General features: G+C 53.4%; 26 protein-coding genes. 20 read left to right on the forward strand and 6 right to left on the reverse strand.

The features are described 5' to 3' along the window. On the forward strand, positions 1–1,148 hold a 1,148-nt coding region (locus tag F7C11_RS10500), incomplete at its 5' end, for a hypothetical protein (RefSeq protein WP_297093201.1). A gap of 110 nt (positions 1,149–1,258) precedes the next feature. Here the strand turns inward: F7C11_RS10500 and F7C11_RS10505 are convergent. Beyond that, complete coding sequence (locus F7C11_RS10505; protein ID WP_297093203.1) at positions 1,259–2,008, reverse strand: hypothetical protein; 750 nt, start codon at positions 2,006–2,008, stop codon at positions 1,259–1,261. 133 nt (positions 2,009–2,141) lie between these two features. Here F7C11_RS10505 and F7C11_RS10510 point away from each other — a divergent pair, with 133 nt between their 5' ends. From F7C11_RS10510 to hydA, 11 genes are all read left to right on the forward strand, one after another. After that, positions 2,142–2,936 (forward strand): winged helix-turn-helix domain-containing protein, encoded by a 795-nt coding sequence (locus F7C11_RS10510; RefSeq protein WP_297093205.1) that lies wholly within the window; start codon positions 2,142–2,144, stop codon positions 2,934–2,936. A gap of 22 nt (positions 2,937–2,958) precedes the next feature. Next, complete coding sequence (locus tag F7C11_RS10515; protein WP_297093207.1) at positions 2,959–3,882, forward strand: UbiA family prenyltransferase; 924 nt, start codon at positions 2,959–2,961, stop codon at positions 3,880–3,882. Between the two features lie 58 nt (positions 3,883–3,940). After that, a complete protein-coding gene (locus F7C11_RS10520; RefSeq protein ID WP_297093208.1) occupies positions 3,941–4,810 on the forward strand; it encodes a DMT family transporter in 870 nt (289 codons plus the stop codon). 257 nt (positions 4,811–5,067) lie between these two features. After that, entirely contained in the window at positions 5,068–5,640 is a 573-nt protein-coding gene (locus F7C11_RS10525; protein WP_297093210.1) for a CBS domain-containing protein, read from the forward strand. 91 nt (positions 5,641–5,731) lie between these two features. Next, positions 5,732–6,949 (forward strand): hypothetical protein, encoded by a 1,218-nt coding sequence (locus tag F7C11_RS10530; RefSeq protein WP_297093212.1) that lies wholly within the window; start codon positions 5,732–5,734, stop codon positions 6,947–6,949. Positions 6,950–7,047: 98 nt separating this feature from the next. Then, a complete protein-coding gene (locus tag F7C11_RS10535) occupies positions 7,048–8,913 on the forward strand; it encodes an ABC transporter substrate-binding protein (RefSeq protein ID WP_297093214.1) in 1,866 nt (621 codons plus the stop codon). Between the two features lie 65 nt (positions 8,914–8,978). After that, the gene (locus F7C11_RS10540) at positions 8,979–9,155 is read left to right on the forward strand and encodes a hypothetical protein (protein WP_297093217.1); all 177 of its coding nucleotides are present in this window, start codon (positions 8,979–8,981) and stop codon (positions 9,153–9,155) included. A 258-nt stretch (positions 9,156–9,413) separates the two neighbouring features. Further along, a complete protein-coding gene (gene hydB / locus F7C11_RS10545; protein ID WP_297093219.1) occupies positions 9,414–10,517 on the forward strand; it encodes an NADPH-dependent hydrogenase/sulfhydrogenase 1 subunit beta in 1,104 nt (367 codons plus the stop codon). Next, on the forward strand, positions 10,514–11,398 hold the full coding sequence (gene hydG, locus F7C11_RS10550; RefSeq protein WP_297093221.1) for an NADPH-dependent hydrogenase/sulfhydrogenase 1 subunit gamma: 885 nt from the start codon (positions 10,514–10,516) through the stop codon (positions 11,396–11,398). The genes hydB and hydG overlap by 4 nt, the downstream gene beginning before the upstream one ends. A 10-nt stretch (positions 11,399–11,408) precedes the next feature. Next, positions 11,409–12,206, forward strand: coding sequence for an NADPH-dependent hydrogenase/sulfhydrogenase 1 subunit delta (hydD, locus tag F7C11_RS10555; RefSeq protein WP_297093269.1), 798 nt, complete (start codon positions 11,409–11,411; stop codon positions 12,204–12,206). After that, entirely contained in the window at positions 12,203–13,492 is a 1,290-nt protein-coding gene (gene hydA, locus F7C11_RS10560) for an NADPH-dependent hydrogenase/sulfhydrogenase 1 subunit alpha (RefSeq protein ID WP_297093223.1), read from the forward strand. The genes hydD and hydA overlap by 4 nt, the downstream gene beginning before the upstream one ends. Before the next feature lie 80 nt (positions 13,493–13,572). On the opposite strand, the gene F7C11_RS10565 is transcribed toward hydA, so the two are convergent. Next, positions 13,573–14,301: a hypothetical protein gene (locus F7C11_RS10565; RefSeq protein WP_297093225.1), complete on the reverse strand. Its 729-nt coding sequence runs from the start codon at positions 14,299–14,301 to the stop codon at positions 13,573–13,575. A gap of 113 nt (positions 14,302–14,414) precedes the next feature. Between F7C11_RS10565 and F7C11_RS10570 the strand changes: the two genes are divergently transcribed. Then, a complete protein-coding gene (locus tag F7C11_RS10570; RefSeq protein ID WP_297093227.1) occupies positions 14,415–14,864 on the forward strand; it encodes a hydrogenase maturation protease in 450 nt (149 codons plus the stop codon). Positions 14,865–14,883: 19 nt separating this feature from the next. Here the strand turns inward: F7C11_RS10570 and F7C11_RS10575 are convergent, their stop codons facing one another. The 4 genes from F7C11_RS10575 to lonB all read right to left on the reverse strand — a co-directional run bounded on the left by F7C11_RS10575 (position 14,884) and on the right by lonB (position 19,381). After that, a complete protein-coding gene (locus F7C11_RS10575; RefSeq protein WP_297093229.1) occupies positions 14,884–15,177 on the reverse strand; it encodes a hypothetical protein in 294 nt (97 codons plus the stop codon). 113 nt (positions 15,178–15,290) lie between these two features. Further along, positions 15,291–16,628, reverse strand: a complete 1,338-nt coding sequence (locus F7C11_RS10580; protein ID WP_297093231.1) for a SufD family Fe-S cluster assembly protein — start codon at positions 16,626–16,628, stop codon at positions 15,291–15,293. Further along, entirely contained in the window at positions 16,621–17,367 is a 747-nt protein-coding gene (gene sufC, locus F7C11_RS10585) for a Fe-S cluster assembly ATPase SufC (RefSeq protein WP_297093234.1), read from the reverse strand. Before sufC ends, F7C11_RS10580 begins: the two co-directional genes overlap by 8 nt. 106 nt (positions 17,368–17,473) lie before the next feature. Further along, positions 17,474–19,381: an ATP-dependent protease LonB gene (lonB, locus tag F7C11_RS10590; RefSeq protein WP_297093236.1), complete on the reverse strand. Its 1,908-nt coding sequence runs from the start codon at positions 19,379–19,381 to the stop codon at positions 17,474–17,476. 117 nt (positions 19,382–19,498) lie between these two features. Here lonB and F7C11_RS10595 point away from each other — a divergent pair, with 117 nt between their 5' ends. The 7 genes from F7C11_RS10595 (at position 19,499) to F7C11_RS10625 (ending at position 23,463) form a co-directional block, all read left to right on the forward strand. After that, a complete protein-coding gene (locus F7C11_RS10595) occupies positions 19,499–20,299 on the forward strand; it encodes a DUF2666 family protein (RefSeq protein WP_297093271.1) in 801 nt (266 codons plus the stop codon). Positions 20,300–20,370: 71 nt separating this feature from the next. Continuing rightward, positions 20,371–20,754, forward strand: a complete 384-nt coding sequence (locus F7C11_RS10600; protein WP_297093238.1) for a RidA family protein — start codon at positions 20,371–20,373, stop codon at positions 20,752–20,754. Between the two features lie 26 nt (positions 20,755–20,780). Continuing rightward, entirely contained in the window at positions 20,781–21,152 is a 372-nt protein-coding gene (locus F7C11_RS10605; RefSeq protein WP_297093240.1) for a Mov34/MPN/PAD-1 family protein, read from the forward strand. A gap of 215 nt (positions 21,153–21,367) precedes the next feature. Beyond that, positions 21,368–21,745, forward strand: coding sequence for a helix-turn-helix transcriptional regulator (locus F7C11_RS10610; RefSeq protein ID WP_297093242.1), 378 nt, complete (start codon positions 21,368–21,370; stop codon positions 21,743–21,745). Between the two features lie 4 nt (positions 21,746–21,749). Further along, a complete protein-coding gene (locus F7C11_RS10615; RefSeq protein ID WP_297071277.1) occupies positions 21,750–22,049 on the forward strand; it encodes a MazG nucleotide pyrophosphohydrolase domain-containing protein in 300 nt (99 codons plus the stop codon). Between the two features lie 173 nt (positions 22,050–22,222). Beyond that, positions 22,223–22,672, forward strand: coding sequence for an Lrp/AsnC family transcriptional regulator (locus F7C11_RS10620; RefSeq protein ID WP_297071279.1), 450 nt, complete (start codon positions 22,223–22,225; stop codon positions 22,670–22,672). Positions 22,673–22,749: 77 nt separating this feature from the next. Next, positions 22,750–23,463: a DUF92 domain-containing protein gene (locus F7C11_RS10625; RefSeq protein WP_297071281.1), complete on the forward strand. Its 714-nt coding sequence runs from the start codon at positions 22,750–22,752 to the stop codon at positions 23,461–23,463. Positions 23,464–23,504 lie beyond the last annotated feature (41 nt).

Genomic DNA, 23,504 nt, shown 5'->3' on the forward strand with positions numbered 1-23,504 from the left:
TCGTTAACTTTACCGGGGGAGAGCTTCCGGAGAGGGCTTTCCAGGTATACGCCGAAGACCTCCTCAAGGAAGCAAAAAAGATCAGAGGTCTCAGGATCAGCAAGATCGAGTTTGATGCAAACGTTGGAGAGGGTGTGGTTTATCTGAACGTCCACATACACGGCAACTCCGATGGCAGTTCCAGGGACATAGAAATCGCGGAGAAGAGGATGCTCCACGCGGTCAGCAAATACGCCCCCGTCCTTCTCAGGGAGGCCGAGGTCAAACCCATAGTCAAAGACGTCAGCGTGGTAATAGACGGGCAGGAAATCAGGCCTCAGGAGATCGTGGACAGGGACAAAAAGAAGACGGGCAACGTGACAAAGGACGGAAAAATAAGCCTCTCCGTCCTTGAGGACGTCTGGCCGTATTTCAGCGCCTACGCCAGAACCGTCATTACCGAGCTGGAGGGGGCAGGAGTAAGGGTCAAGAAAGCGTATTTTGACGTCAAGGGCAGAAAAGAGTTCGAAATTAACCTGTCCATGGTCGGAGAGACCGAAATGACCAAGGAGACAGTTGAGAGAATCGCTAGGGACATTCTCACAAGGCACGCCAGAGAACTTGGAAGGTCGATAAAGCGCTACATAACCGTCCACAACATTGACGTCGAGGTTCTAACCCCTGCCATTGCAAGCGCCGCCAGGGAAGCCCCCAAGGTAACCTCCAGCAAAGCCGCGGAAGTCCTGGCAAAGAAGGAACTCCTGGAGAAGGAGGTCGAGCAGCTCCTCAAGCAGGCCGGGATAGATGACCTCGCTCCGTTCACAGAGGAAAAGAAGAAAGAGGCAGAGGAGGCCATGCTCAAAGGCCGCATAGAACCCGCAATAGAGACCCTGAAGACCAGGATTCACGCGGAGATGAAGCTTATACCCCGGGTTACCTTCAAATGGCTCAAAATGAACCACGAGATCAAGGACTCCACGGTGATGGTTGACATTGAAGCGAGCTTCCTGAGGGAGGAGACAGGGGGTCTCTTCGGCTCGTTCTCGGGAGTCTCGGACAGCAAGATAAAGAAGGACATCGAGGACGCAATAAGACGCATCCTCCGCGAGGTCTCAAAGGAGTACAGCATAAGGATAGAGCTGAGGAAGCTCAACATAATCCTCCGCTGATTTCTTTTTATTATTCAGCACTCAAGATCCTCATCATCCTGACGTCAGCTCTGCCGAGGTCATCATGCGTTTCGCTGTTCTCAGTTGTCCCTTATAATCCTGTCCCCACATCAGCTCTTGGGGGACGTGAGCGGCATCAGGCCCTGGTGCTTGGTGTCATATCTGTAGGCCATTGGCTCGAATTTGGCAAGGGGCGATTTGAGGACGTACATCTGCTCGAAAATTCCATGGTCACTCTTCTTGCTTGAGAATTCAAGCACGTAGTCACTGAATTCAATGCTCCACGAGAGGAAGCTCGTGGATACCCTGTCTTTTCCGAGGAGGTACATCGAGAAAAGATGGCGCCCGTTTATAACGCGATTGGATAGGAGACGCTTGATCAGTTTTATGCTACGCTCCTCCCCGATTTCAAACGCCATGCCATCGAGGGAGAACACGAAGTCAACGATCTCCATTTTCTCAGTCTTCTTAAAGATGGTTCTGTATATCTGCTCAAGCTTCGGGATGTAGGTTTCGGGATTGAAGCTCTCTATCCGGTAAACGTAATCCGCCGGATAATGAAAATCATACCTTGATCCAAAAACATCGATAACCGCAAGATTGCCCTTCCGTCCCTCTTCCTCAATGTCAAGCCCCACGGATCTCGCCCTCAGCATCAGCCTTGGAAGCGGAAGGTTGTAGTTTATGATGATGCCCAGAACTCCCCTGGAAATCTGGTGCTTCAGGATTTCAAAGGGCAGTTCCCAGCCCATTGAGAAGGAGTCATATACCACTAGCAGACTCGAACTCCTTACGAGACCTCCACCAATGGCGTGGTCGATATAGTCAAGTCCAGACGTTACCACTTGCATGTGTTCCACAATACCCCTTTGGGCATTTGGGATATATAACGTTTTTGCTCTTGAAAAACAAAATTGTTCTAATAGGACAAAAGTTGTGACATCAAGAAAAGTTTATTAGGATGACACCGTAAAAGGGACGGGAGGAGAGGCCATGAATCCGGAAAACGTGCTCAAAATGGTTGTAACATCCAGCGTGCGGCATAAAGTGCTGCTTGCCCTCTCAGAGGGGCCCAAAACACTGGGCGAGATTCATTCCCTGGTGGGTTCAACAAAGTCAACGATTTCACACGCCCTTAGCGACCTGATGGATGAAACGCTGGTAATTCAGGATCCTGAAACCAAGCAATACAGACTCACCAATATAGGTTATCTGGTTTCCCTCCAGGTTAGAAACATCAGGGGAGCCTTGGAAAGCATAAGACGGTTTGAGGAGTTCTGGCTCTCCCATGACCTCAGCGGCATTCCGGAAGAGCTTCTGCTGAGGCTGGGAGACCTCGTGGATTCAGAACTCCACACAACCACGCCAGAATATCTGAAGCTACCCCACGAGATATACATGGAGCTGATAAGAACGTCCAAGTGGATAAAGGGCGTGTCCCCCATACTGTTCGCGGACTACCCGGAGGAATTCTTGGAGCTGGCCTTTGGCGAGGAAGTCGATATTGAGATAATCACGACCAGAACCGTGTACGAGAGGCTCGTTGAACTGTCGCCTCCGGAGGCCGTTGAGAAAGTTAAGGGTCTTCCAAACGTCAAGCTCTATGTAATCGACGAAAACCCAAAGGTCGCGTTTACCGTGACAAACAACTTTCTGTCCCTCGGCCTGTTCTTGCCCAACGGAACATATGATATGATGAACGACCTTATCAGCACCAGTGAACGGGCCAAAAAGTGGGGAATAGAACTCTTTGAATATTACAAGAAAAAGGCTGAAAGGGTTATATAATTCCCGTTTTAAATCATTATTAATGAAGAACATGAGGTTGTCCTCTGACTATGCCAAATATTCGAAACAGGACGGAATTGGGAGCGTCTTTGGTCTGGGTACCTGGTTAGCTGGCCGTGTATTCACTTTTTTGGTTTCCACCTCCCTGTTTCTAGCGGCTAGTGGTGTGTTCAAGGTTTACTTCTCCTTTCTGCTCTACGGCATAGCCCCGCGATGGAACCTGCTCGTGGCCACGTTCCTTCTGGTGTTCAGCGTTTACGGAATCAATAAGCTGACCGACATCGGGGAGGACGAGATTAACAACCCCGAAAGGGTTAGATACGTGAAGAAAATAGCCAAACTGCTCAAATATTCCGTGATCATCTCCCTGGTCGTGGCGGTAATCCTCAGCGCCCTCACAAGTCCGTGGGCGGTTCTGGTCGTCCTATTCCCGATAATCGCCGGCGTGCTCTACAGCGTTCGACTGCATCCCGAGTACCCAAGGCTCAAGGACATTACAGGGGTCAAAAACGTGATAATAGCAGTAACCTGGGCGAACGGAACCGCGTTTCTCCCCTATCTCGTTGCAGGAAATGTGGGTCTCCAGAAAGTCTTTATGATATACTACTTCTTTTTTATGAAGAGCATGATAAACACTATGCTCTTTGACGTCAGGGACATAGAGGGTGACAGAATGAACGGAATACAGACAATACCAGTGAAGCTGGGGCTGGAAAAAAGCAGACGGCTTCTGCTTCTTATGAACTCAACATTTCTGCCGTGGCTTGTAGCAGCATACGTCCTTGGATGCTTCGGCCACTATCTCCCCGTTCTGGTGTTCGCTGTCCTGAACGGTTATGGGTACATCCTGTATTTTGCCCGGGAAGGGTACAAACCGGGAAAAGCCCTTGATTTATGGGTGGACGGGGAATGGTTTTACACACTGCCCATAGCAATGTTAATATGAAGTATTCGTCTTCCATCGAAACGCTAAGTTTTTAAGCTGAACGTTCCCCGGTTTCAACATGGACGGCGTAGTACTCGGAGTTCTTGCGGCACTGACATCGGCGGTCTCATGGGCCACATCAACGATACTGATAAAAGCAGGGATGAAAAACAAGAGCCCCGTTACCGCCAATATATTCCGTCTCTACGCCGTCTCGGTGATGTTCGTTGTTGTCTTCCTGATAGACGGCACGTTCTCCAAAATAGCCGAACTCTCACCGACCCTCCTTGCCGTGGCCTTCATTTCGGGACTCTTCGGCTTCGTCATAGGCGACTATTTCTACCTAAACGCCCTGAAGATTATGGGGGTCTCCAGAACGGTCCCCATAACATCGACGTATCCCCTGTGGACAATACTGTGGGCATTTCTTTTCCTCGGGCGGAGGATAAGCCCCCAGGTGGTGATAGGGGCAATCCTGGTCGTTACCGCCATAATCGTGGTTCGCAGGGCTGAGGAGGAAGAACGGGTCGACCCTAAAGGCTTTATCTTCGCCCTCCTCGCTCCCCTCTCATGGAGCTTTGCAATACTCACTATGGACTGGCTGACCGGATACGTGGACGTTCTGTCCCTCGCGGGAATTAGAATGATGTTTGCGGCGATCGGGGTTTCGGTGTTCCTCCCCAAGTACCGGAGGGAGTTGAGAGAAATAACCCTAAGAGAGGCCCTGCTCCTGACAGGGGCGGCCTTTACAGGGCTCATGCTGGGGCAGTACCTCTTCGTGTATTCAATAAACCAGGTAGGCTCCCAGATATCGGCTCCAGTTTCCGCGGTAAATCCCATAATAGCCTCGGCTCTCGCGATAGTCCTGCTGAAAGAACCTCCGAACAAGAAGATACTGGAGGGCCTCGTTCTGGCCGTGCTTGGAGTCGTGCTTATCTCGACCGCTTAACTTTTAAGCTCTTCAGGTTTAGAGTTAACCGCCGACAGCGAGGGGACAACATGTCTCCTCGCACGGGCTCGGTCAACCCGCCTCCGCGAGGTATCGGGTTCAGTGAGCGGAGCGTGCTCACGCCGAGCCCACAGGGCCGGGAGCATCCACCCGCGCGAGGGAATGAACGCGGGCCTCTGTGCCCGGCCCACACTTCGACCCTCTTCTGAGGAAGGCTTATAACCTCCAAGACTGAAATAAATAACTGGTGGTTATGTATGGTGACAATCCCCCGCCCCATTGACCCCAGGGAGATAAAGCGAATTAGGAAGGAGCTCGACATAACCCAGGAAGAGCTCGCCCAGAAGGCGGGTGTGACTCAGGCGTATATAGCCAAGTTAGAGGCGGGGAAAGTTGACCCGCGATTATCGACCTTCAACCGTATTCTGCAGGCCTTACTCGAATGCAAGAGGGCACAGCTCAAAGCAAAGGACGTCATGTCCTCCCCCGTTATCTCAGTTAAGCCCTACGAACTCGTCGAAAACGTCATCAGGATAATGAACGAGCACAACATCTCGCAGATTCCGGTTATCGCGGGCAATAAGGTTGTCGGTTCCGTGACGGAGCGGACTCTGGTCAGGCAGAGCCTTGAGTACGAGGATATCTACGACAGGAAAGTCATGGAGGTCATGGAAGAGCCGTTCCCGATAGTCAACGAGGACGAAGACCTTGAGGTCGTTAAATATCTCCTTGAGGAGCATCCAGCGGTTCTGGTTCAGGACAGGGAGGGAAAGGTGGCCGGGATCATAACCCGTGTGGATATATTCAGAATCGGAAAAACGAAGGAGTAAAATTGTTCTTTCCTTTTCTCCCGTTTGGAAACGTTTTTATCATCCACAGCCCATTATTTTAAGAGAAAAATAATACGAGGGGGAACGGGCGATGAAGAAGATGTTAATCACGGTGATCATTTTTGCCCTCTTTTTCTCCCAATACGCGGGTGCAACCACGATAGCGGTTGACGTTTCACACGATGAAGGGACGGTAGCGCTGGTCTCGCCCATAGTTGACCCTGTCACGGGAAAGGTCATAGCCGAGGGCATGATACCAACCCTTTCATGGTACGACTGGGGTTACATTGGCTACAGCCCGGAGCTTGAGAACGCCGGTGTCAAGCACCTCGGCGACGGCATCACGTACGAGGCTCTGGAGGGCGTTGATGTCCTTATAATAGGGCAGCCGTGGAAGAGGTTCTCTTCCGGGGAAATGGAGGCCATCGTGAAGTGGTTCTCAGAGGGAGGGAAAGTCCTGTGGGTTGCCGGAGACTGTGACAGGAAGGACAGTGCCTACGTCCAGCGAAACGTCAACGAACTGCTCTCGGCAATACCGAACACCAGACTGAGGATAGACTACGCCACGGCAACCGACACGTTCAGCAACGCCGGGAAGAGTGCATACGTGGCCGGTTTCGTCAGGGTGGACTTGGAAACCCCCGACGCGGATATTCTCAACAGGGGATACCAGGGCGAAGTGGGTAAGGTTCTCTTCCATGAGCCGGGTGTCCTGGCGTGGGTGGACGAAGAGGGCAGATGGCATCCTTTAATCGCGGGGGAGATCCCTGAGGGCATCTACCGGATAGTCACGACCAGCGGTAACGGGATGATAGAGGATGACTACGCCCCCGAGGCAAGGGCTTACAAAGCCTGGGACAGGGGACTGTTCACGCTCCTGGCCGTGGAGTTCGTCAAACTCCCCAACGGGGCGGAGAGCATTCTGATAGTCAGTGCGGAAAGTCCATACGGAAGCCCCGTGCCCATATGGGTGAACCGCTACGGCAGCTATCTCTTCGATGGCCAGCAGTTCGTGACTAACCTCCTCCGCTGGGCCATCCTTGAGGCATCGAAGCTTGCCCCGCCGGAGGAAACCACAACCACCACGGTGACAACGACAACCACAACGCAGCGGACGACCACAACCACGCACCTCACGGTCTCCACCACGACTACCTCAAAGCCTGTGGCAGAGACCACCACCGGCACCAGCGAAACGTCAGTGACAACATCAGCACCGCCAAGGACTCCCCTCTGGATTGTGGGGCTCGCTGTGATGCTTCTCATTGGTGCCGCTGTTCTTGTGTTTCTGCTGCTCAGGAAACCGTGATCGGTCGCTTTTCTCCTTTATCTTGATGGCCAAAATATCCAACAACTTTATATACCCCCAGCCAAATCAGTGATGGACAAATAATCCAGGTGGTGTGAATGAAGAGGAGTGCCCTCCTGCTCATGCTCCTGCTGTTGGGCGCCGTCATAGCGGCGGGCTGCATAGGCGGTGAAAATACTGCGTCAAGCACCTCCAAGCCGTCAAGTGTCACGGAGACACCCACCACGACCTCCCAGACAACCCCGCAGACATCCTCCCCCATCCATACGTCCACGGAATCCGAGAAGCCATCTTATCCGGTAACCGTTACGGACTTCGCGAACAGGACGGTCACTATAGACTCCGAACCGCAGCGCGTTGTAACTCTGGCCCCAAGCATCACGGAGGACCTCTACTACCTCGGCCTCTTCGACAGGGTCGTCGGGGTTACGGATTACGATGATTTCCCCCCGGAGGTTGCCAACGTCACCAGGATAGGCGGCTACGGAAAGTATGCAAACCTTGAGGTAATCGCTTCCCTCAACCCGGACCTCATACTCGTTGACAGCTATTCAATGCCCATTCTCAGCGACCTCGAAAAGATAGCCCCCGTGGTTGTCGTTGACCCCCACAGCCTCGACGATATACCCAAGGCCCTCGAACTCCTGGGCCAGATTTTCAACGCCCCGGAGAGTGCCCAGAAAGCCGTCATCGAGTTCCAGACGAAGATCAAGACTATAAGCTCCGCCGTTACGGACAAACCAAAGCTCAAAGTCTTCTACGTCGTCTGGAACAACCCGCTCATGACGGCCGGAGGCGGCACGTTCATCAGCGACGTCATTGGGCTCGCGGGAGGGGAGAACATATTCGCCGACGCAAGCGGCTGGCCAGCCGTCAGCATGGAGCAGGTTCTTGAGAGGAACCCTGAGGTCATAATCCTCACGCCCCACTGCGGCATGACGGTTCAGGATGTCTACAACGGCCCCCTCGCAAACACGAAGGCCGCCAGGGAGGGGAAGGTGTATGTTATTGAGAACGAAAACGACCTCATACACCCAAGTCCGCGCGTTGTTAGAGGACTCGAAGCCATAGCAAAGCTCCTCCACCCTGAGGCCTTCAAAGTCAGCTACCCACTCACGGTCACGGACTTCGCGGGGCGGCAGGTCACCATCGAGAAGGAACCCGAGAGGATAGTTTCCCTCGCACCCAGCATTACCGAGAGCCTCTTCTACATAGGTGCCGGGGACAAGCTCGTTGGTGTCACAAAGTGGGCAGACTTCCCGCCGGCAGTGGAGAACATCACACGGGTCGGTGGCTACGGCCAGTACGCGAACCTTGAGATAATTGCGTCCCTGAACCCTGACCTGATCCTTGCGGACGGCTTCTCAATGTCCATACTGAACGACCTTGAGAAGATAGCCCCGGTGGTCATAGTGGACCCGAAGAATATCAGCGATATTTACACGGCCATAGAGATGCTCGGAAAGATAACCAACCGCGAGGAGGGAGCCAGGGCAGTGGTCGCAGACATGGAGGCAAAGGTGAGCTACGTCACCTCAATGGTCAGCGGCCAGGAGAGGCCAAAGGTGCTCTTCATAACCTGGTGGAATCCGCTTTACGTTCCCGGCAGCGGCACCTTCCAGGACGACCTGATCAGGCTCGCGGGCGGTGAAAACATATTCTCCGACATGAGCGGCTGGGCCCAGGTAAGTATGGAGCAGGTCCTTGAGAGAAACCCCGATGTGATAATAGTGTCCGCCCATGCCGGCATCACCGCGGAAGACCTCTGCAGCACGGAGCTCGTGAATACGAACGCCTTTAAGAACGGCATGGTATTCACCATCAGCGACGACAACCTCGTCTCCAGGCCGGGGCCAAGAATAGTGTATGGATTGGAAGAGATCGCCGAGTACCTGCACCCGGACGTCTTCAACTACCAGTTCCAGCCGCTCGTATGCAATGCAACGGCCTCCAGCGGGGGCTGAACCCCCACATTTTATTTTCCGGGCAACCGTTAAAAAGGGCCCTACCAATTTTCTCCGGTGGGAGTATGGAGCGGAAGACTTTTTACAGGATACTGCTGGCCATCGTTGTTATCCTGACGATCATATACACACTCGGAATAATGGGGCTCATATCCTTCCGGTGGAGCTACTACATAACCCTCTTCATGATAGTCCTCTTCATCTACCTGAGGCTTGAGAAGAGGCTCCGAGGCGAGCCGTGAGCCGAAGTTTTTTTCCCGGGGATTGGCGAGTGGCCTCAACTTCTCCATCACCCTCCCTGACCGGGACAAACTGCCTCGAAAACTCGACCGTACGCCCGAAACGCCTAGCCGACCCCTGTTCTCTCGCCGAAAAGTCCGTTGTTAACTTTTGGTTTACAATTTTCGGGTTTAAAAACGCTTTTTTAACCTCCGGCCAAGCCTCAATTGAGGGGACAGAGATGAGCACGTGCATGGTTATGTTCATTGGAGGTGGTTGGGTTGAGATACGTTAAGCTCCCGAAGGAAAATACCTATGCGTTCCTTGAAAGGCTGAAGGAGTGGGGCAAGCTCTACGCCCCCGTGAAAATTTCCGAGAAGTTCTACGACTTCAGGGAAATAGACGACGTCAAAAAGGTCGAGTTCCACTACAACAGAACGATAATGCCGCCGAAGAAGTTCTTTTTCCTGCCGAGGGAGAAGCTCTTCGAGTTCAACCTCTCCAAGGCCGAGTACAAGGAGGTCATAGAGGACGTTGAGCCCTTCGTTCTCTTCGGTCTCCACGCCTGCGATATCTTCGGCCTCAAGATCCTCGACACCATATACCTCGACGAGCTTCCGGACAAGTACTACAAGGTCCGCAGGGAGAAGGGCATCATCGTAGGCATCAGCTGTATACCGGATGAGTACTGCTTCTGCAACCTCCGCGAGACGGATTTTGCCGACGATGGCTTCGATCTGTTCCTCCACGAGCTCCCGGACGGCTGGCTCGTTCGCGTTGGAACACCGACCGGCCACAGGATAGTTGACAAGAACATCAAGCTCTTTGAGGAGGTCACCAACGAAGACATCTGCAACTTCCGTGAGTTTGAGAACAAGCGCTCGAAGGCCTTCAAGTACCACGAGGACTGGAGCAACCTGCGCTATCTCCTTGAACTTGAGATGGAACACCCGATGTGGGAAGAGCAGGCGGACATATGCCTCGCCTGCGGCAACTGCAACACCACCTGTCCGACGTGCCGCTGTTACGAGGTGCAGGATATCGTAAACCTCGACGGGAACACAGGCTACCGCGAGAGGCGCTGGGACTCCTGCCAGCTCAGGAGCCACGGCCTCGTTGCAGGAAACCACAACTTCAGGCCGACCAAGAAGGACCGCTTCCGCAACAGGTACCTCTGTAAGAACGCCTACAACGAGAAGCTCGGCATAAGCTACTGCGTCGGCTGCGGCAGGTGCACCTACTTCTGCCCGGCGGGCATAAGCTTCGTGAAGAACCTGCGCACAATCCTTGGACTTGAGGAGAAGGCCTGTCCCTCTGAGATAAGCGAGGAGATTCCAAAGAGGGGATTCGCCTACGCCTCGGAGATAAGGGGTGAGGACATATGAGCGAGGTAGTTCCCAGGGAGATTATGATGCCGGACGAGAACCCCTACGCACTCCACAGGGCAAAGGTTCTCAAGGTTTATCCGCTCACGGAGAAGGAAAAGCTGTTCCTCTTCAGGTTTGAGGATCCAGAGCTGGCCGAGAAGTGGACTTTCCGCCCGGGACAGTTCGTCCAGCTCACTATCCCTGGCGTCGGAGAGGTTCCGATAAGCATATGCTCCTCAGCGATGAGGAAGGGGTTCTTCGAGCTGTGCATCAGGAAGGCCGGAAGGGTCACCACCGTCATCCACAGACTCCAGCCCGGAGACACCGTCCTCGTTCGCGGCCCCTACGGAAACGGATTCCCGGTTGACGAGTGGGAGGGCATGGACCTGCTCCTTATCGCCGCAGGCCTTGGAACCGCCCCACTCAGGAGCGTTTTCCTCTACGCGATGGACAACCGCTGGAAGTACGGCAACATCACCTTCATCAACACCGCCCGCTACGGAAAGGACCTCCTGTTCTACAAGGAGCTGGAGGCCATGAAGGACCTGGCCGAGGCCGAGAACGTCAAGATAATCCAGAGCGTTACCCGCGACCCCGAGTGGCCTGGACTCCACGGAAGACCGCAGAACTTCATAGTCGAGGCCAACACCAACCCGAAGAACACCGCCGTGGCAATATGTGGTCCGCCGAGGATGTACAAGGCGGTCTTTGAGTCCCTCATCAACTACGGTTACAGGCCTGAGAACATATTCGTGACGCTGGAGAGGAAGATGAAGTGCGGAATAGGGAAGTGCGGTCACTGCAACGTCGGAACGAGCACGAGCTGGAAGTACATCTGCAAGGACGGCCCGGTCTTCACGTACTTCGACATAGTATCAACGCCCGGCTTACTGGACTGAGGTGGTGGAGATGGAAGGAAACGGAAAGGTTCGCATCGGGTTTTACGCTCTCACCTCATGCTACGGCTGCCAGCTCCAGATGGCGATGATGGACGAGCTCCTTCAGCTGCTTCCGCACGCTGAAATCGTCTGCTGGTTCATGGTCGAGAGGGACAGCTACGAGGACGAGCCGGTGGATATAGCCTTCATCGAGGGAAGCGTCTCCACTGAGGAGGAAGTTGAGCTCGTCAGGAAGATACGCGAGAACGCAAAAATCGTTGTGGCCGTTGGCTCCTGTGCGGTCCATGGCGGTGTGCAGAGCTGGGAGAAGGACAAGAGCCTGGAAGAGCTGTGGAAGACTGTATACGGCGATGCAAAGGTTAAGTTCCAGCCGAAACCTGCGAAGCCAGTCGAGGAGTACATCAAGGTAGACTACCGCATCTACGGCTGCCCGCCGGAGAAGAAGGACTTCCTCTACGCCCTCGGCACCTTCCTCGTAGGCTCATGGCCGGAGGACATAGACTACCCGGTCTGTGTTGAGTGCAGGCTGAACGGACACCCGTGCATACTCATAGAGAAAGGTGAACCGTGCCTCGGTCCCATAACGAGAGCCGGCTGTGACGCCCGCTGTCCGGGCTTTGGGGTGGCATGCATTGGCTGCAGGGGAGCGATAGGCTACGACGTCGCCTGGTTCGACTCCCTGGCCAAGACGTTCAGGGAGAAGGGACTCACAAAGGAAGAAATACTCCAGCGCATGAAGATATTCAACGCCCACAACCCGAAGCTCGAAGAGATGGTTGAGAAGATATTCCAGGAGGTGGAAGAATGAAGAACCTCTACCTTCCTATCACCGTTGACCACATAGCGCGCGTTGAGGGCAAGGGCGGCGTTGAGATAGTCGTCGGGGACGGGGGCGTCAAAGAGGTCAGGATCAACATCATAGAAGGCCCGAGGTTCTTCGAGGCCATAACCATAGGCAAGAAGCTCGACGAGGCCCTGGCGGTTTACCCCAGGATATGCTCCTTCTGTTCGGCCGCTCACAAGCTCACCGCGGTTGAAGCCGCCGAAAAGGCGATTGGCTTTGAACCCCGCGAGGAGATCCAGGCCCTCAGGGAGGTCCTCTACATCGGCGACATGATAGAGAGCCACGCTCTCCACCTATACCTCCTCGTCCTCCCGGACTACCTCGGCTACTCCAACCCGCTCAAGATGGTCGATGAGTACAAGAAGGAGATAGGCATTGCCCTCGACCTCAAGAACCTCGGAGGCTGGATAATGGACGAGCTTGGAAGCAGGGCGATACACCAGGAGAACGCGATCCTCGGAGGCTTTGGCAAACTGCCCGGCAAGACCACCCTTGAGCTTATGAAGAAGCGTCTCAACGAAGCGCTCCCGAAGGCCGAGTACACCTTCGAGCTCTTCGCCAAGCTGGAGCAGTATGAGGAAGTCGAGGGGCCGATAATCCACATGGCCGTGAAGCCGAGGGGGGACGTCTACGGCATATACGGCGACGCCATAAGCGTCAGCGACGGCTTCGAGTTCCCGAGCGAGGACTACAAGAAGCACATGGTCGAGCGCGTTGTGGAGCACAGCTTCGCCAAGCACAGCTTCTACAACGGGGAGAAGCCCTTCATGACCGGCGCCATCTCCCGCGTTGTCAACCATGCAGACAGGCTCTACGGAAGGGCAAAGGAGCTCTACGAGAGCCACAGAGACCTGCTCAGGCCGACCAACCCCTTCGCCAACAACCTGGCCCAGGCGCTTGAGCTGGTCTACTTCACAGAGAAGGCCATCGACCTAATCGACGAGGCGCTCGCGAGGTGGCCGGTAAGACCGAGGGACGAGGTCGAGATAAGGGACGGCTTCGGCGTCAGCACGACCGAGGCACCGCGCGGAATCCTCGTCTACGCCCTCGAAGTCAGGGACGGAAGGGTGGCCTATGCTGACATCATAACCCCAACGGCGTTCAACCTCGCCCAGATGGAGGAGCACGTCAGGATGATGGCGGAGAAGCACTACAACGACGACCCGGAGAGGCTCAAGCTCCTCGCGGAGATGGTTGTAAGGGCCTACGACCCGTGCATCTCCTGTTCAGTGCACGTGGCGAGACTCTGAGCAATTTTTAATTTTCTCTTTAAATGGTGCTTTACCCTGTAACTGCTGATTGAAGATACAAAAAGTGAGTCGTTCCGAAGTTACCTGTTTTCCATTTTCTCGCATGGGAAGTAAATTTTCCCAACGAAACCCTCGCCGAGTGATCCAACGATATACACATTACCAATGGAGTATTTGTAGACGACAGTGATACCACCGTTCGTGACCCGGCAGGATGAGGGAAGGATGTATGTGTTGTTAAAGAGCTTAGCCGGAGGAGCATTGAGAATTTGAATGGGCTCATTTAACTCCACGGTGACGTTGAAGGTCTCGTTCCATAGACTAAGCCTTTTCACTGACCATCCAATGGGCCTAACAACGTAGTGCGTTCCGTTCTTATCGACCTCGTAGTTGACAACCATGTTAACAACCCTCTTGGGAGTTCCAGAAACATTAATGTTCACAACCGCCGTTGAACCGTTCTTCATCCACACGGTTATAGATGCCGGGAGTCCATGTGAGTCTTTGAACTGATAATAGGGTACCACGTAAACGTCATCGGAGAGCTTAAACGCTGAGACGTTGAAAACTGCCGAATCCGTTTTTACAAAGACCACAAAATATTGGTAGTTACTGACGAGGTGACGATAACCTATGAAGCCCGCGCTCACGTTAACCATGATGGCAGTCACGTTAATTGGAACCCTGAATGGAACAGAGCTTACTCTGAGAGAGAATCCCTGTGATGCATTTTTGGTTCCAACTTGGGCGAGACACCCTGCGGAGAAAACGGTGATGATCAACGCCAAGACCACAATCTTCTTTACCATAGGAACATCCCTCACTAAAACATTGAGGGCAGTTATAACAACTGCCTATCGTATATATAAAGATTTTGGTAAGGCTCATAAACCCTCCAGAGCAACTGGAGGGGGGAGAAACGATGAGAACCTTAGTCCTTGCACTCGGCAACGAGCTGATGAAAGACGACGGGGTGGGCCTTAAGGTTGGGAGGATACTCATTGAGAGGGGTTGCAACGTCCTTGAGGTCGGCACCGACATCTTCAGGCTTTCGAACCACTACCGCGGGGAGGAGAGACTTATAATCATCGACGCCATCCTGAGCGCGGAGTTTCCACCGGGAAAGATAGTGCATCTGAAGGGGGAGGAGGTATTCGAGAAGCTCAGGGCCGAGATAAGGAGCGCCCACTTCATGGGGGCAATAGACGGGCTCAAACTTCTCATGTCGCTCGATAAGCGCCTCGCAAATGCCGAGATACACTTCATCGGAGTTGTTGCCAAGGAGATAGACCTCGGAATGGAGCTGAGCGACGAGGTCGAGAAGGCCCTGCCCGAGGTCGTTAAGCTTGTTGAAGAACTGTGCAAAAATTGAATTTAAAAGAATTAATGAATCATCCAAAGAGCATTTCGAGTTCCTTTTTCATTATGCTTCTGTTCATCACTAAGTGGATCGTTATTAGGATCATCATGACGATGCCGTAGCGGGCACGGAGCTTGAGGTAGTCCAGCTGGGTCATCCCAAGAAAGCTGCCGTTTTTGCCCGAGATTATTGTTCCAACCGTTATGAACACAACCCCCAGAAATCCCACAAGGAGTACCAGCGAGAAGGCAGCTTTAATCCTGAGCCTCTTCCTTAAAGCAGGGTTCTTTTTGGCCTCTTCAAAAGCCTTTGCCATTACGTCCATAACTTTCACCCCACATATGGGCGATAAAAGGCGTTAAAACACTTCGTTAGGTCTTTTCCCAGGAAAAGCGGGAAAAATTAGGGGGACCGGATAATATAAGAAAAGTTTTTCAATCACATGCTACCACTGACGGAGAGCTCGATAATCTTCCTTATCTCAACGAGGAACTCCATCGGAATGTCCCTTAGCATCGGTTCAAGGAAGCCCTTAACTATAAGCTGCGTCGCCTTCTCCTCACTGAGACCGCGGCTCATGAGGTAGAACAGCTCCTCCTCGCGTATCTTACCTATCGCGGCCTCGTGGCTCAGCTCGGCATCATCGACCTTGCTGACAAGCCCAGGATATGTCTCCATCGTCGCTCTGTCGCTCATCAGTAATGCATCGCAGTTTATGTGCCCTCTGGTTTTTGGAGCCTTTGCCACTATCCTACCCCGGGTTATTACGGTGCTCCCGTCCATTATAACGGCCTTGCTTGCGTTTATCCCCGCAGCGCCCCTGCCCTGGAGGTACATCTCGCCGCCAAGATCAACGTACCAGTCCCTCTGACCGAGGATTATTCCATTAAGCTCGACATAGCCGTTCTCGTTCACCCAGTACTTGGGGTTTGCTATGTTGCTCCTGCCAGTTCCAAGGCCAACGGTGGTGTTAATGAAGCGCGCTCCTTTGCCGATTCTCGCCCTGGTCATGGGCCTTGTATGGACGTATTCGGGCCAGTTCTGGAGCACGGTAAGCTGAACCTTTGCGCCCTCGTGGAGATACGCCTCAGTCATGTCGAGATGGAGAGAGTGCTTGACGAGCACCGGCGCGGTACACCCTTCTATGAGATGGAACTCGCTGTCAGGCTCGGCTATTATGATTATGTGCGGTGCTTGGGCCAAGGCACTTTCCTGAATCAAGAAGAACAGGTGAAGAGGGAACGGAACTTTGAGACCCCTCTTAACGTGGAGGAAGATTCCACCGTTCCATACCGCCGTGTGGTAGGCGGCCATTTTGCTCTCATCTGCACGGAAAAGCTGAAGGAAATGCCGTTTAACAACATCGGGGTACTTCTTAACCGCCTCTTCCATCGGCAGAACTACGAGACCTTTCTTTGCCCATTCCTTGAGAAACTCGTTGTAGATGATGCCGGTGTCAGTCTGAACAGCCAGTCCGGCTATGTATTTCTGTTCGACTTCACTTATACCAAGTCTGTCGAGGAGTTCCCTCATCCCCGGGGGCAGATCTTCAAGACTTTCTATATGCTCGGGAATGCCAGTTATTTCCGGCTTTGCAATAAAACGGAGGAGCTCGTCCTCGCTTATAATCGGGTCTCTGTGAGGAGCGTTTTCAAAGGCATCCAGCGCCTTGTACCTTATCCGCGTCATCCACCCAGGTTCATTGTTTCTCCTCGCAAGGTTGTCTATCTCCTGTGCTATTATCTCCTTGGCCTCTTGGACGGTTATCTCACTCATCGCACCCACACTCCTCGAATATCCTCTGGAAGCCCTTCTCCTCGATTTCTTTCACGAAGTTACCGTCCCTTTCTAGGACTATCCTTCCCCCGCGCATGACGTGAACCTTGAATCTGCTGGGGTCAAGGTGCTGAAGTATTCTTCCGTAGTGAGTGATTAGAAGTATGGCGGTTCCGCTCTCGTGAAGCCCCTCAATCTTTCTGCTGATGACACTAAGGGAGTCAACATCAACGCCGCTGTCCGGCTCGTCCAGAATCAAGAGCTTGGGCTCAAGGAGAAGCGCCTGAAGGAGTTCAAATCTCTTCCTCTCACCACCGGAGAAGCCAACATTGACGTACCTTATCAGATCCTCCTCACTGAACCAGAGCTCCCCTGCGGTATCGACGATGCGATCGTAGGCCTCAACAGGATCCATCCCCCTGACCTCGGCCAGAATCTGCTGTAGGAACTCCATTATCCTGACCCCTTCAACCTCCTCAGGGTGCTGGAACGCCAGAAGGATGCCTCTTCTGACACGCTCGTCGGGAGAAACGCCGGTTATGTCTTCCCCATTGAAGAGTATTCTCCCCCCTGTGACACTGTATCTGGGATGTCCTGCTATGGTCAGGGCGAGGGTTGACTTGCCCGAACCGTTGGGACCCATGATGACATGGAACTCGCCGGAACCCACCGAGAGGTTCACACCCCGGAGAATCTCCTTTTCCTCAACAGTGACCCTGAGATCCTCAACATTGAGCACTCACCTCACCTCCAAGGCTTACCTAATCCTGCCTTTTTTAAGAGTTTCTAGCAAAATGGAGCGAGACGGAGAAAAATATTCGATAATGGGGATTCAGAAGAGAATATCAGAGGGAAAGCGGAAGGGCTTTCCTTATGCGTTTGAGGAGCTCCCTCTTCTTCTCGCTCTCCTCAAGGGCTATCTCAAGCACCTCGTCAATGGTCTCGACGGGGAATATCTGAACCTTCTCTGCCTTGTCCCTGCTGAGGAACACGTCCTTCTCGTTGCTCTTGGGGATTATTACCGTCTTTATGCCGGCCTCTATGGCGGCTTCTATCTTCGGAGTCGCCCCGCCTATCGGAAGCACCTCACCGCGAACGCTTAAAGAGCCGGTCATGGCCACATCCTGTCTGATGGGTATCTCCTCAAGGGCCGAGATGACGGCGGTCGCGACACTTATGCTGGCCGAGTCACCCTCCACGCCCTCGTAGGTCTGGAGGAACTGGACGTGGATATCGTACCTGCTTATGTCCTCGCCTTTGTAGCGCTTGATTATTGCCGAGACGTTCTGGACGGCCTCTTTGGCTATCTCCCCGAGCTTTCCCGTGACGATTATCTTGCCCTCCTCCTTGCTCGCAGCGGGGGCAACCACAGCCTCTATCGGCAGGACTATACCGCTCTGCTCACCGATCACCGCGAGGCCATTGACGCGGCCTATCTCGCTCCCTTCGGTCTTGATGACTTGGTACTCCTTTTTGCGCTCTATGTACCAGTCAGCCAGCTGCTTTTCGAGGGGCTTTGCCATCCTTATCGCCTCAAGGACGTCTTCGCGCTCCACGTACTTCTTGCCCTTCTTGACCGCTATGTCTCCAGCGGCCCTCACAATACCGCCAAGGTCACGAAGGCGCAACGTTAGGTGTCCCTTTCTGCCGGCACGCTTCTGTGCCTCCCTGACGATCTCCTCAACGGCATCGCGCGTGAAGTGTGGTATCTTTCCGTCGCGCTTTACCTCCTGGGCCACGAACTGTATGAGCTTGCGCCTGTTCTCGATGGTGTCGGGCATGGTGGTGCGCATATAGACCTCGTAACCATAACCTCTGATACGGGAGCGCAGTGCCGGGTGCATCTTGTCAACGGTGTCAAGGTTTCCCGCGGCGACTAGGACGAAGTCACAGGGGACCGGCTCGGTCCTGACCATTGCTCCGCTTGACATCTCACTCTGGCCGGTTATCGGGAACTTCTTCTCCTGCATCGCCGTGAGGAGGCTCTGCTGCATCTTAAGGCTCAGCGTTGCCACTTCGTCTATAAACAGGACACCCCTGTGGGCGCGGTGTATCATCCCGGGCTCTACCCTCTCATGGGCCGGCGTCCCCAGGCCACCGCTCTGGAAGGGGTCGTGGCGCACGTCGCCGAGGAGTGCACCAGCGTGGGCACCCGTGGCGTCGATAAACGGCGCCTTGGTCCTGCCGCAGTTGTCGACGAGAAGTTTGGGAACGAGTACTGAGCTCCTGAGACGCATATTCGAGAGGGCCATTATGGTGAGTATGACAACAAACAGCCCCATAAGGAGCGTCGTGGCGCTGAAGTCTATAAAAAGTGCCAGCATTACAGTGAACATGACGAAGAGGAGTATGTACGATTTTATGCTCTCCTGGCCTTTGGCCTTCTCGCGGTACTTCTCGACTATTCTCCGCCCCTGACAGGCCGGGACGGTCTTTATCTTGGGCATGTTTTCGTCTTCGGAGTTCGGAAATACGAGTATATCCTCAAGGTTTTCCGTTGGTAGGAGCTCAGCCATCGCCTGACCGAGCATTGACTTACCAGTTCCCGGCTCACCTATCAGGAGAACATGCCTTTTCTGGGTCGCGGCCGTTTTTATGACCTCCACCGCATGCTCCTGTCCGATAACCTGATCGATGAGCTTTTCGGGAACCTTTATATCCTCGGTCGTTTTGAAATCCAGACCTAGGTCTAGGCGCTCTCCGTATTCCCTGGGGGCCAGGGTTTCCCTCTCAACCTTCGTGTCCTCCCCCATTTTGCTTCCCTCTTTCGCTCTCTCAAATTGGAATGCTCGGGGCGATTTATAACTTTTTTGAGATTGCTGAGAAAAAGCTAAAATAGGGCTTGCCATCCATAATCCTTGGTGGAAGCGATGAAGGTTGAGGATCAGATAGTGTTTACGGCCCATCACGGGAACTGGAAGGTGGCAGACAGGCTCCTTGATATGGAAGACGAGAAGGTGGCGCACTTCATAGCGAGTATAGCCAACACCGTCAACTCCAAGATACCCGAGTACCTCACGGAAGTCATGAACGTCGCTGGAATAATGAGCCTCGCCGAGGAGATTGGGAAAAAAGACCTGAGCGACGCTGTTGTCGCCCTTAAATCACCAGGGACTGCGAGAAAGCTCGGTCAGCTTGTTTTTGAGGAGGACAAGAAGCTCAAAAAACACCTCGTTGAGGTTGCTAAGGCCCTGCTCGTCAGGGAGGTACTGTCCAAAAAAGTGCCGGTGGAGTATCCTGAAGAGCCGCTGGGTGAGGTTAAAATAGTCTTCCCGTACAACGAAGACCACATCAACTTTGTTGCATTCCATGTGAGCGGAAAAACGAAGTGGAGGGCCGTTAGAAGACTTATTATCGATGAGAAGACTCCCATGGCAGACGTTGCAAGACTCCTTGCGAGCATAAACGAGAGCATCACTCTTAAACTGCCACTCTACGCTGGAATCGACGTCGGCGGGATAGAGGCCTGGTTCGGAGAGTTTAAAAAGGTCAAAAAGGCCGAAATACCGGCGGTCGTTGAAAAGTACAAGCATTTCCCTGCCGAGAACTATGCTCCAGCAGACTTCCAGGAACACGCGAGGGTTTACGCCCTGAGAACGGTCCTTGGAAAGATAGGACTGCCCCTGGACGTTCCCGCAAAGAACCTTGAGAAGTATTTGGAGAAGAAATGATGAGGCCGAGGACACCCGAGGGGAACCGATGAGGAGTCTTCGCTTCGCTGATCCGTCGGGAGGTGGAGAAGATGAAAAAAGAGACGGTCTTCACGGAGAAAGCCCCGAGGCCGATAGGGCCCTACAGCCAGGGGGTAATCGCTGAGGGCAGGTTCCTGTTCGTTTCAGGGCAGATACCGATAAACCCCGAAACGGGCGAGCTGGTTACCGGGGACATAGAGAAGCAGGCCAGACAGGCTATCGAGAACCTTCTGGCCGTGGTCAGGGCCGCCGGTGGGAGCGCCGAAAACGTGGTGAAGGTCACGGTGTACATCAGAGACATGGGCGAATATTCCAGATTCAACGAGATTTACGAGGAGTACTTCTCAAAGTCAAAGCCTGCCAGAGCCGTCGTGGAGGTTTCGAACCTGCCCAAAGGGGTGGCTGTTGAGATAGAGGCCATAGCCGCTCTTTAGCATTTCAAATATTTTTGGTGAGCAAGATGGAAGCGGTCAGGATCCGGCGTGGGCTTTTGGAGTACCTGCTGGAGCTCGCCAGGGATTTTTATCCCAACGAGTTCGCGGGTTTTTTAAGGGAAAAGGACGGGGTGTTCGAGGAGGTTCTCATAGCTCCCAACCCTCACTTCGGAAGGAGCTCGGCTTTCTTCGACACCTGGATGTTGCCCTACGATGAGAGCATTAAAGGGACCGTCCACTCTCACCCGGGACCGAATCCGAGGCCGTCGGGGGCGGACTTGAACTTCTTCTCAAAGTTCGGTGGGGTGCACATCATAATCGCCTATCCCTTCGTGGAGGACAGCGTTAGAGCATACCGCAGCGATGGGAGCGTGCTTCGGATAGAGGTTGTGGACTGAGCCCTTCCACGAGGATTTATCCCCTGTGCAGAGAGCCCCCGAACAGGGGGTAGTCCTTTGTGGCTTTCTCGGGATTTCTCACCGACTCCTAGGGGTAAGCTCCTCCTAATGGGTATCATCCCACTCCAGAGAATGTTTCCAAAAATGAAAATTATAACATCATCGTGAAAATTCTTAAAAAGAAACTCCCATAATCCCGTTATAGGTGTTGTGCCATGAAGATTAGAGACCTCCTGGATGAACTGAGCGCAAGGCAGAAAGAAACCGTTATCCACTGTGCAGAGACGTGCGGTATCCCCGACCTTGACAGGGAGGTGGAGCTCCAGGTAGAGGGGGACATGATAAAGTTTCTGAAGGCCCTTTCGAACCCACTGAGACTCAAGATACTCAAGCTCCTCAAGGACAACTGGCTCTGCGTGTGCCTGATATCCAAGATACTTGACCAGGACCAGACCCTCATAAGCCACCACCTGCGCACCCTCAAGTCACTTGGACTGATAATCGAAAGAAAAGAGGGCAAGATGCACTTCTACAGAACCAATACCGAAGTCCTTGAGAGGTATCTCTCCATGGTAACCATCGAGCTGGTGTAACGTTATGAACGAGCTCCAGAGGCAGGTCCATGAGCTGGTCGCGGAGTTTGGCGGCTACTGGGAGCCTTTTCAGATGCTCGCAGCCTTCGTGGAGGAGGTTGGAGAGCTCGCGGATGAACTCCTAAATGTGGAAGGAATTAAGGGAGCGGGAAATAGGGACAGGCTGGAAGAGGAACTCGGTGACGTTATGTTCGCCCTTGCCTGCATAGCCAACTATTACAGAATAGACCTCCTCGATGCTCTCCAGAAGAGCATTGAAAAGTACCGCGAACGCGACAGCGGGCGATGGCCCAACAACAGATGAACATAACATCAAGTGTTGTGCTAATTTGTAACATAAAGAACTACCATGCCGTTGAATTACGCCAAAATTTCCAGTGAGATGAATGACTAATTGATTAGAAATCCTCCAACTTATCGAAACATTTTTATAATTGGGACGCTCAATCTTCACCATGATTTTGGGGAGGTGGAGACATGGCCGATAAAATAAACGGGATTGACATCAGGATTTTGAAGCTCCTCGCCAAGAACGCCCGCCTTACCTACAAGGAGCTCGCCGAAATTCTTGGCACCACGAGGCAGAGGATATCAAGGAGGATGGACCGCCTAGAGAGGAACGGCATCATAAAGAAGTACACAGTGATACCCAACTACGATGCCCTTGGCTATGTCCACGTGATACTGGGAATCACCGTCAAGCCTTCGGTCAGCATCGACGAGATAATCCCAGCCCTCGTTGAAGATGAGAACATCAAGATAGTCGAGCGCGCCCTCGGTTCGCACAACCTCGTGATACACATCGTCGGCCCCAAGGATATGAAGGAGCTTGAGAAGATTATAAACGAGGTCTCCAAGAAGATACCCGGCATAGACAAGCTCGACATAACTTTCGTAACCGAGACCGTTAAGTTTGAGGTTCTCTGATTCCCTTTATTTCCTTCGTCAACCGACGAGGGAAAGAATAATAAAGCCACCACCTGCACTTCTCTCAGGTGGCAGAGATGCTTGAGAGAGTGGCAGTGGATCTTGCAGTGGTCGCAGGACTCGGCATCGGTTCGTACAGATTCAAGGCCCTCGATGCCAAAGGCGCCATTGCCGCGGCACTCCTCGGGCTGTCGGTTATGGAGCTGGGGGGAATATACCCCTTCGCCGCACTGCTGGCCTTTGTGGTTCTGGGCGTTCTGGCCACCAAGTACAAATTCAGGGAGAAGTCAAAGCTGGGTGCCGCTCAGGGCAGGGACGGAATAAGGAGCTGGGGCAACGTTCTCGGCAACGGCCTGGCTGCCCTCATCTTCCTTGCCTTCGAATACTTCTCCCAGATGGACGTCTTCTGGGCGGCCAGTTTTGCCGCAATAGCAACGGCCAACGGGGACACACTGGCCAGTGAGCTCGGCAAGATCTTTGGAAAAAACCCCAAGCTTATCACGACACTCAAACCCGTTAAGCCAGGAGTCAACGGGGCGGTTTCGTGGGCGGGGGAAGTCTTTGCCCTTATAGGAGCCCTCATAATAGCCCTCTTCGCACTCCCCGTGAGCACAGACAGGGGAGCTATGCTCCTCGCCATCACCATCGGCGGATTCATCGGTGTCAACTTGGACAGCCTTATAGGGGCGACCCTTGAGAACGAGGGGATAACTAACAACAACTCAACCAACTTCCTCGCGAGCCTCTTCGGAGGCTTTATCGGCGCCGGCCTCTTCTACCTCATTGCGTGAAGTTTTAAAACCCTAAAAGGAACTTTTTCCGGCGGATGATG

Origin of the sequence: Thermococcus sp. (assembly GCF_015521605.1) — an archaeon.
Classification (GTDB): Archaea; Methanobacteriota_B; Thermococci; order Thermococcales; family Thermococcaceae; genus Thermococcus.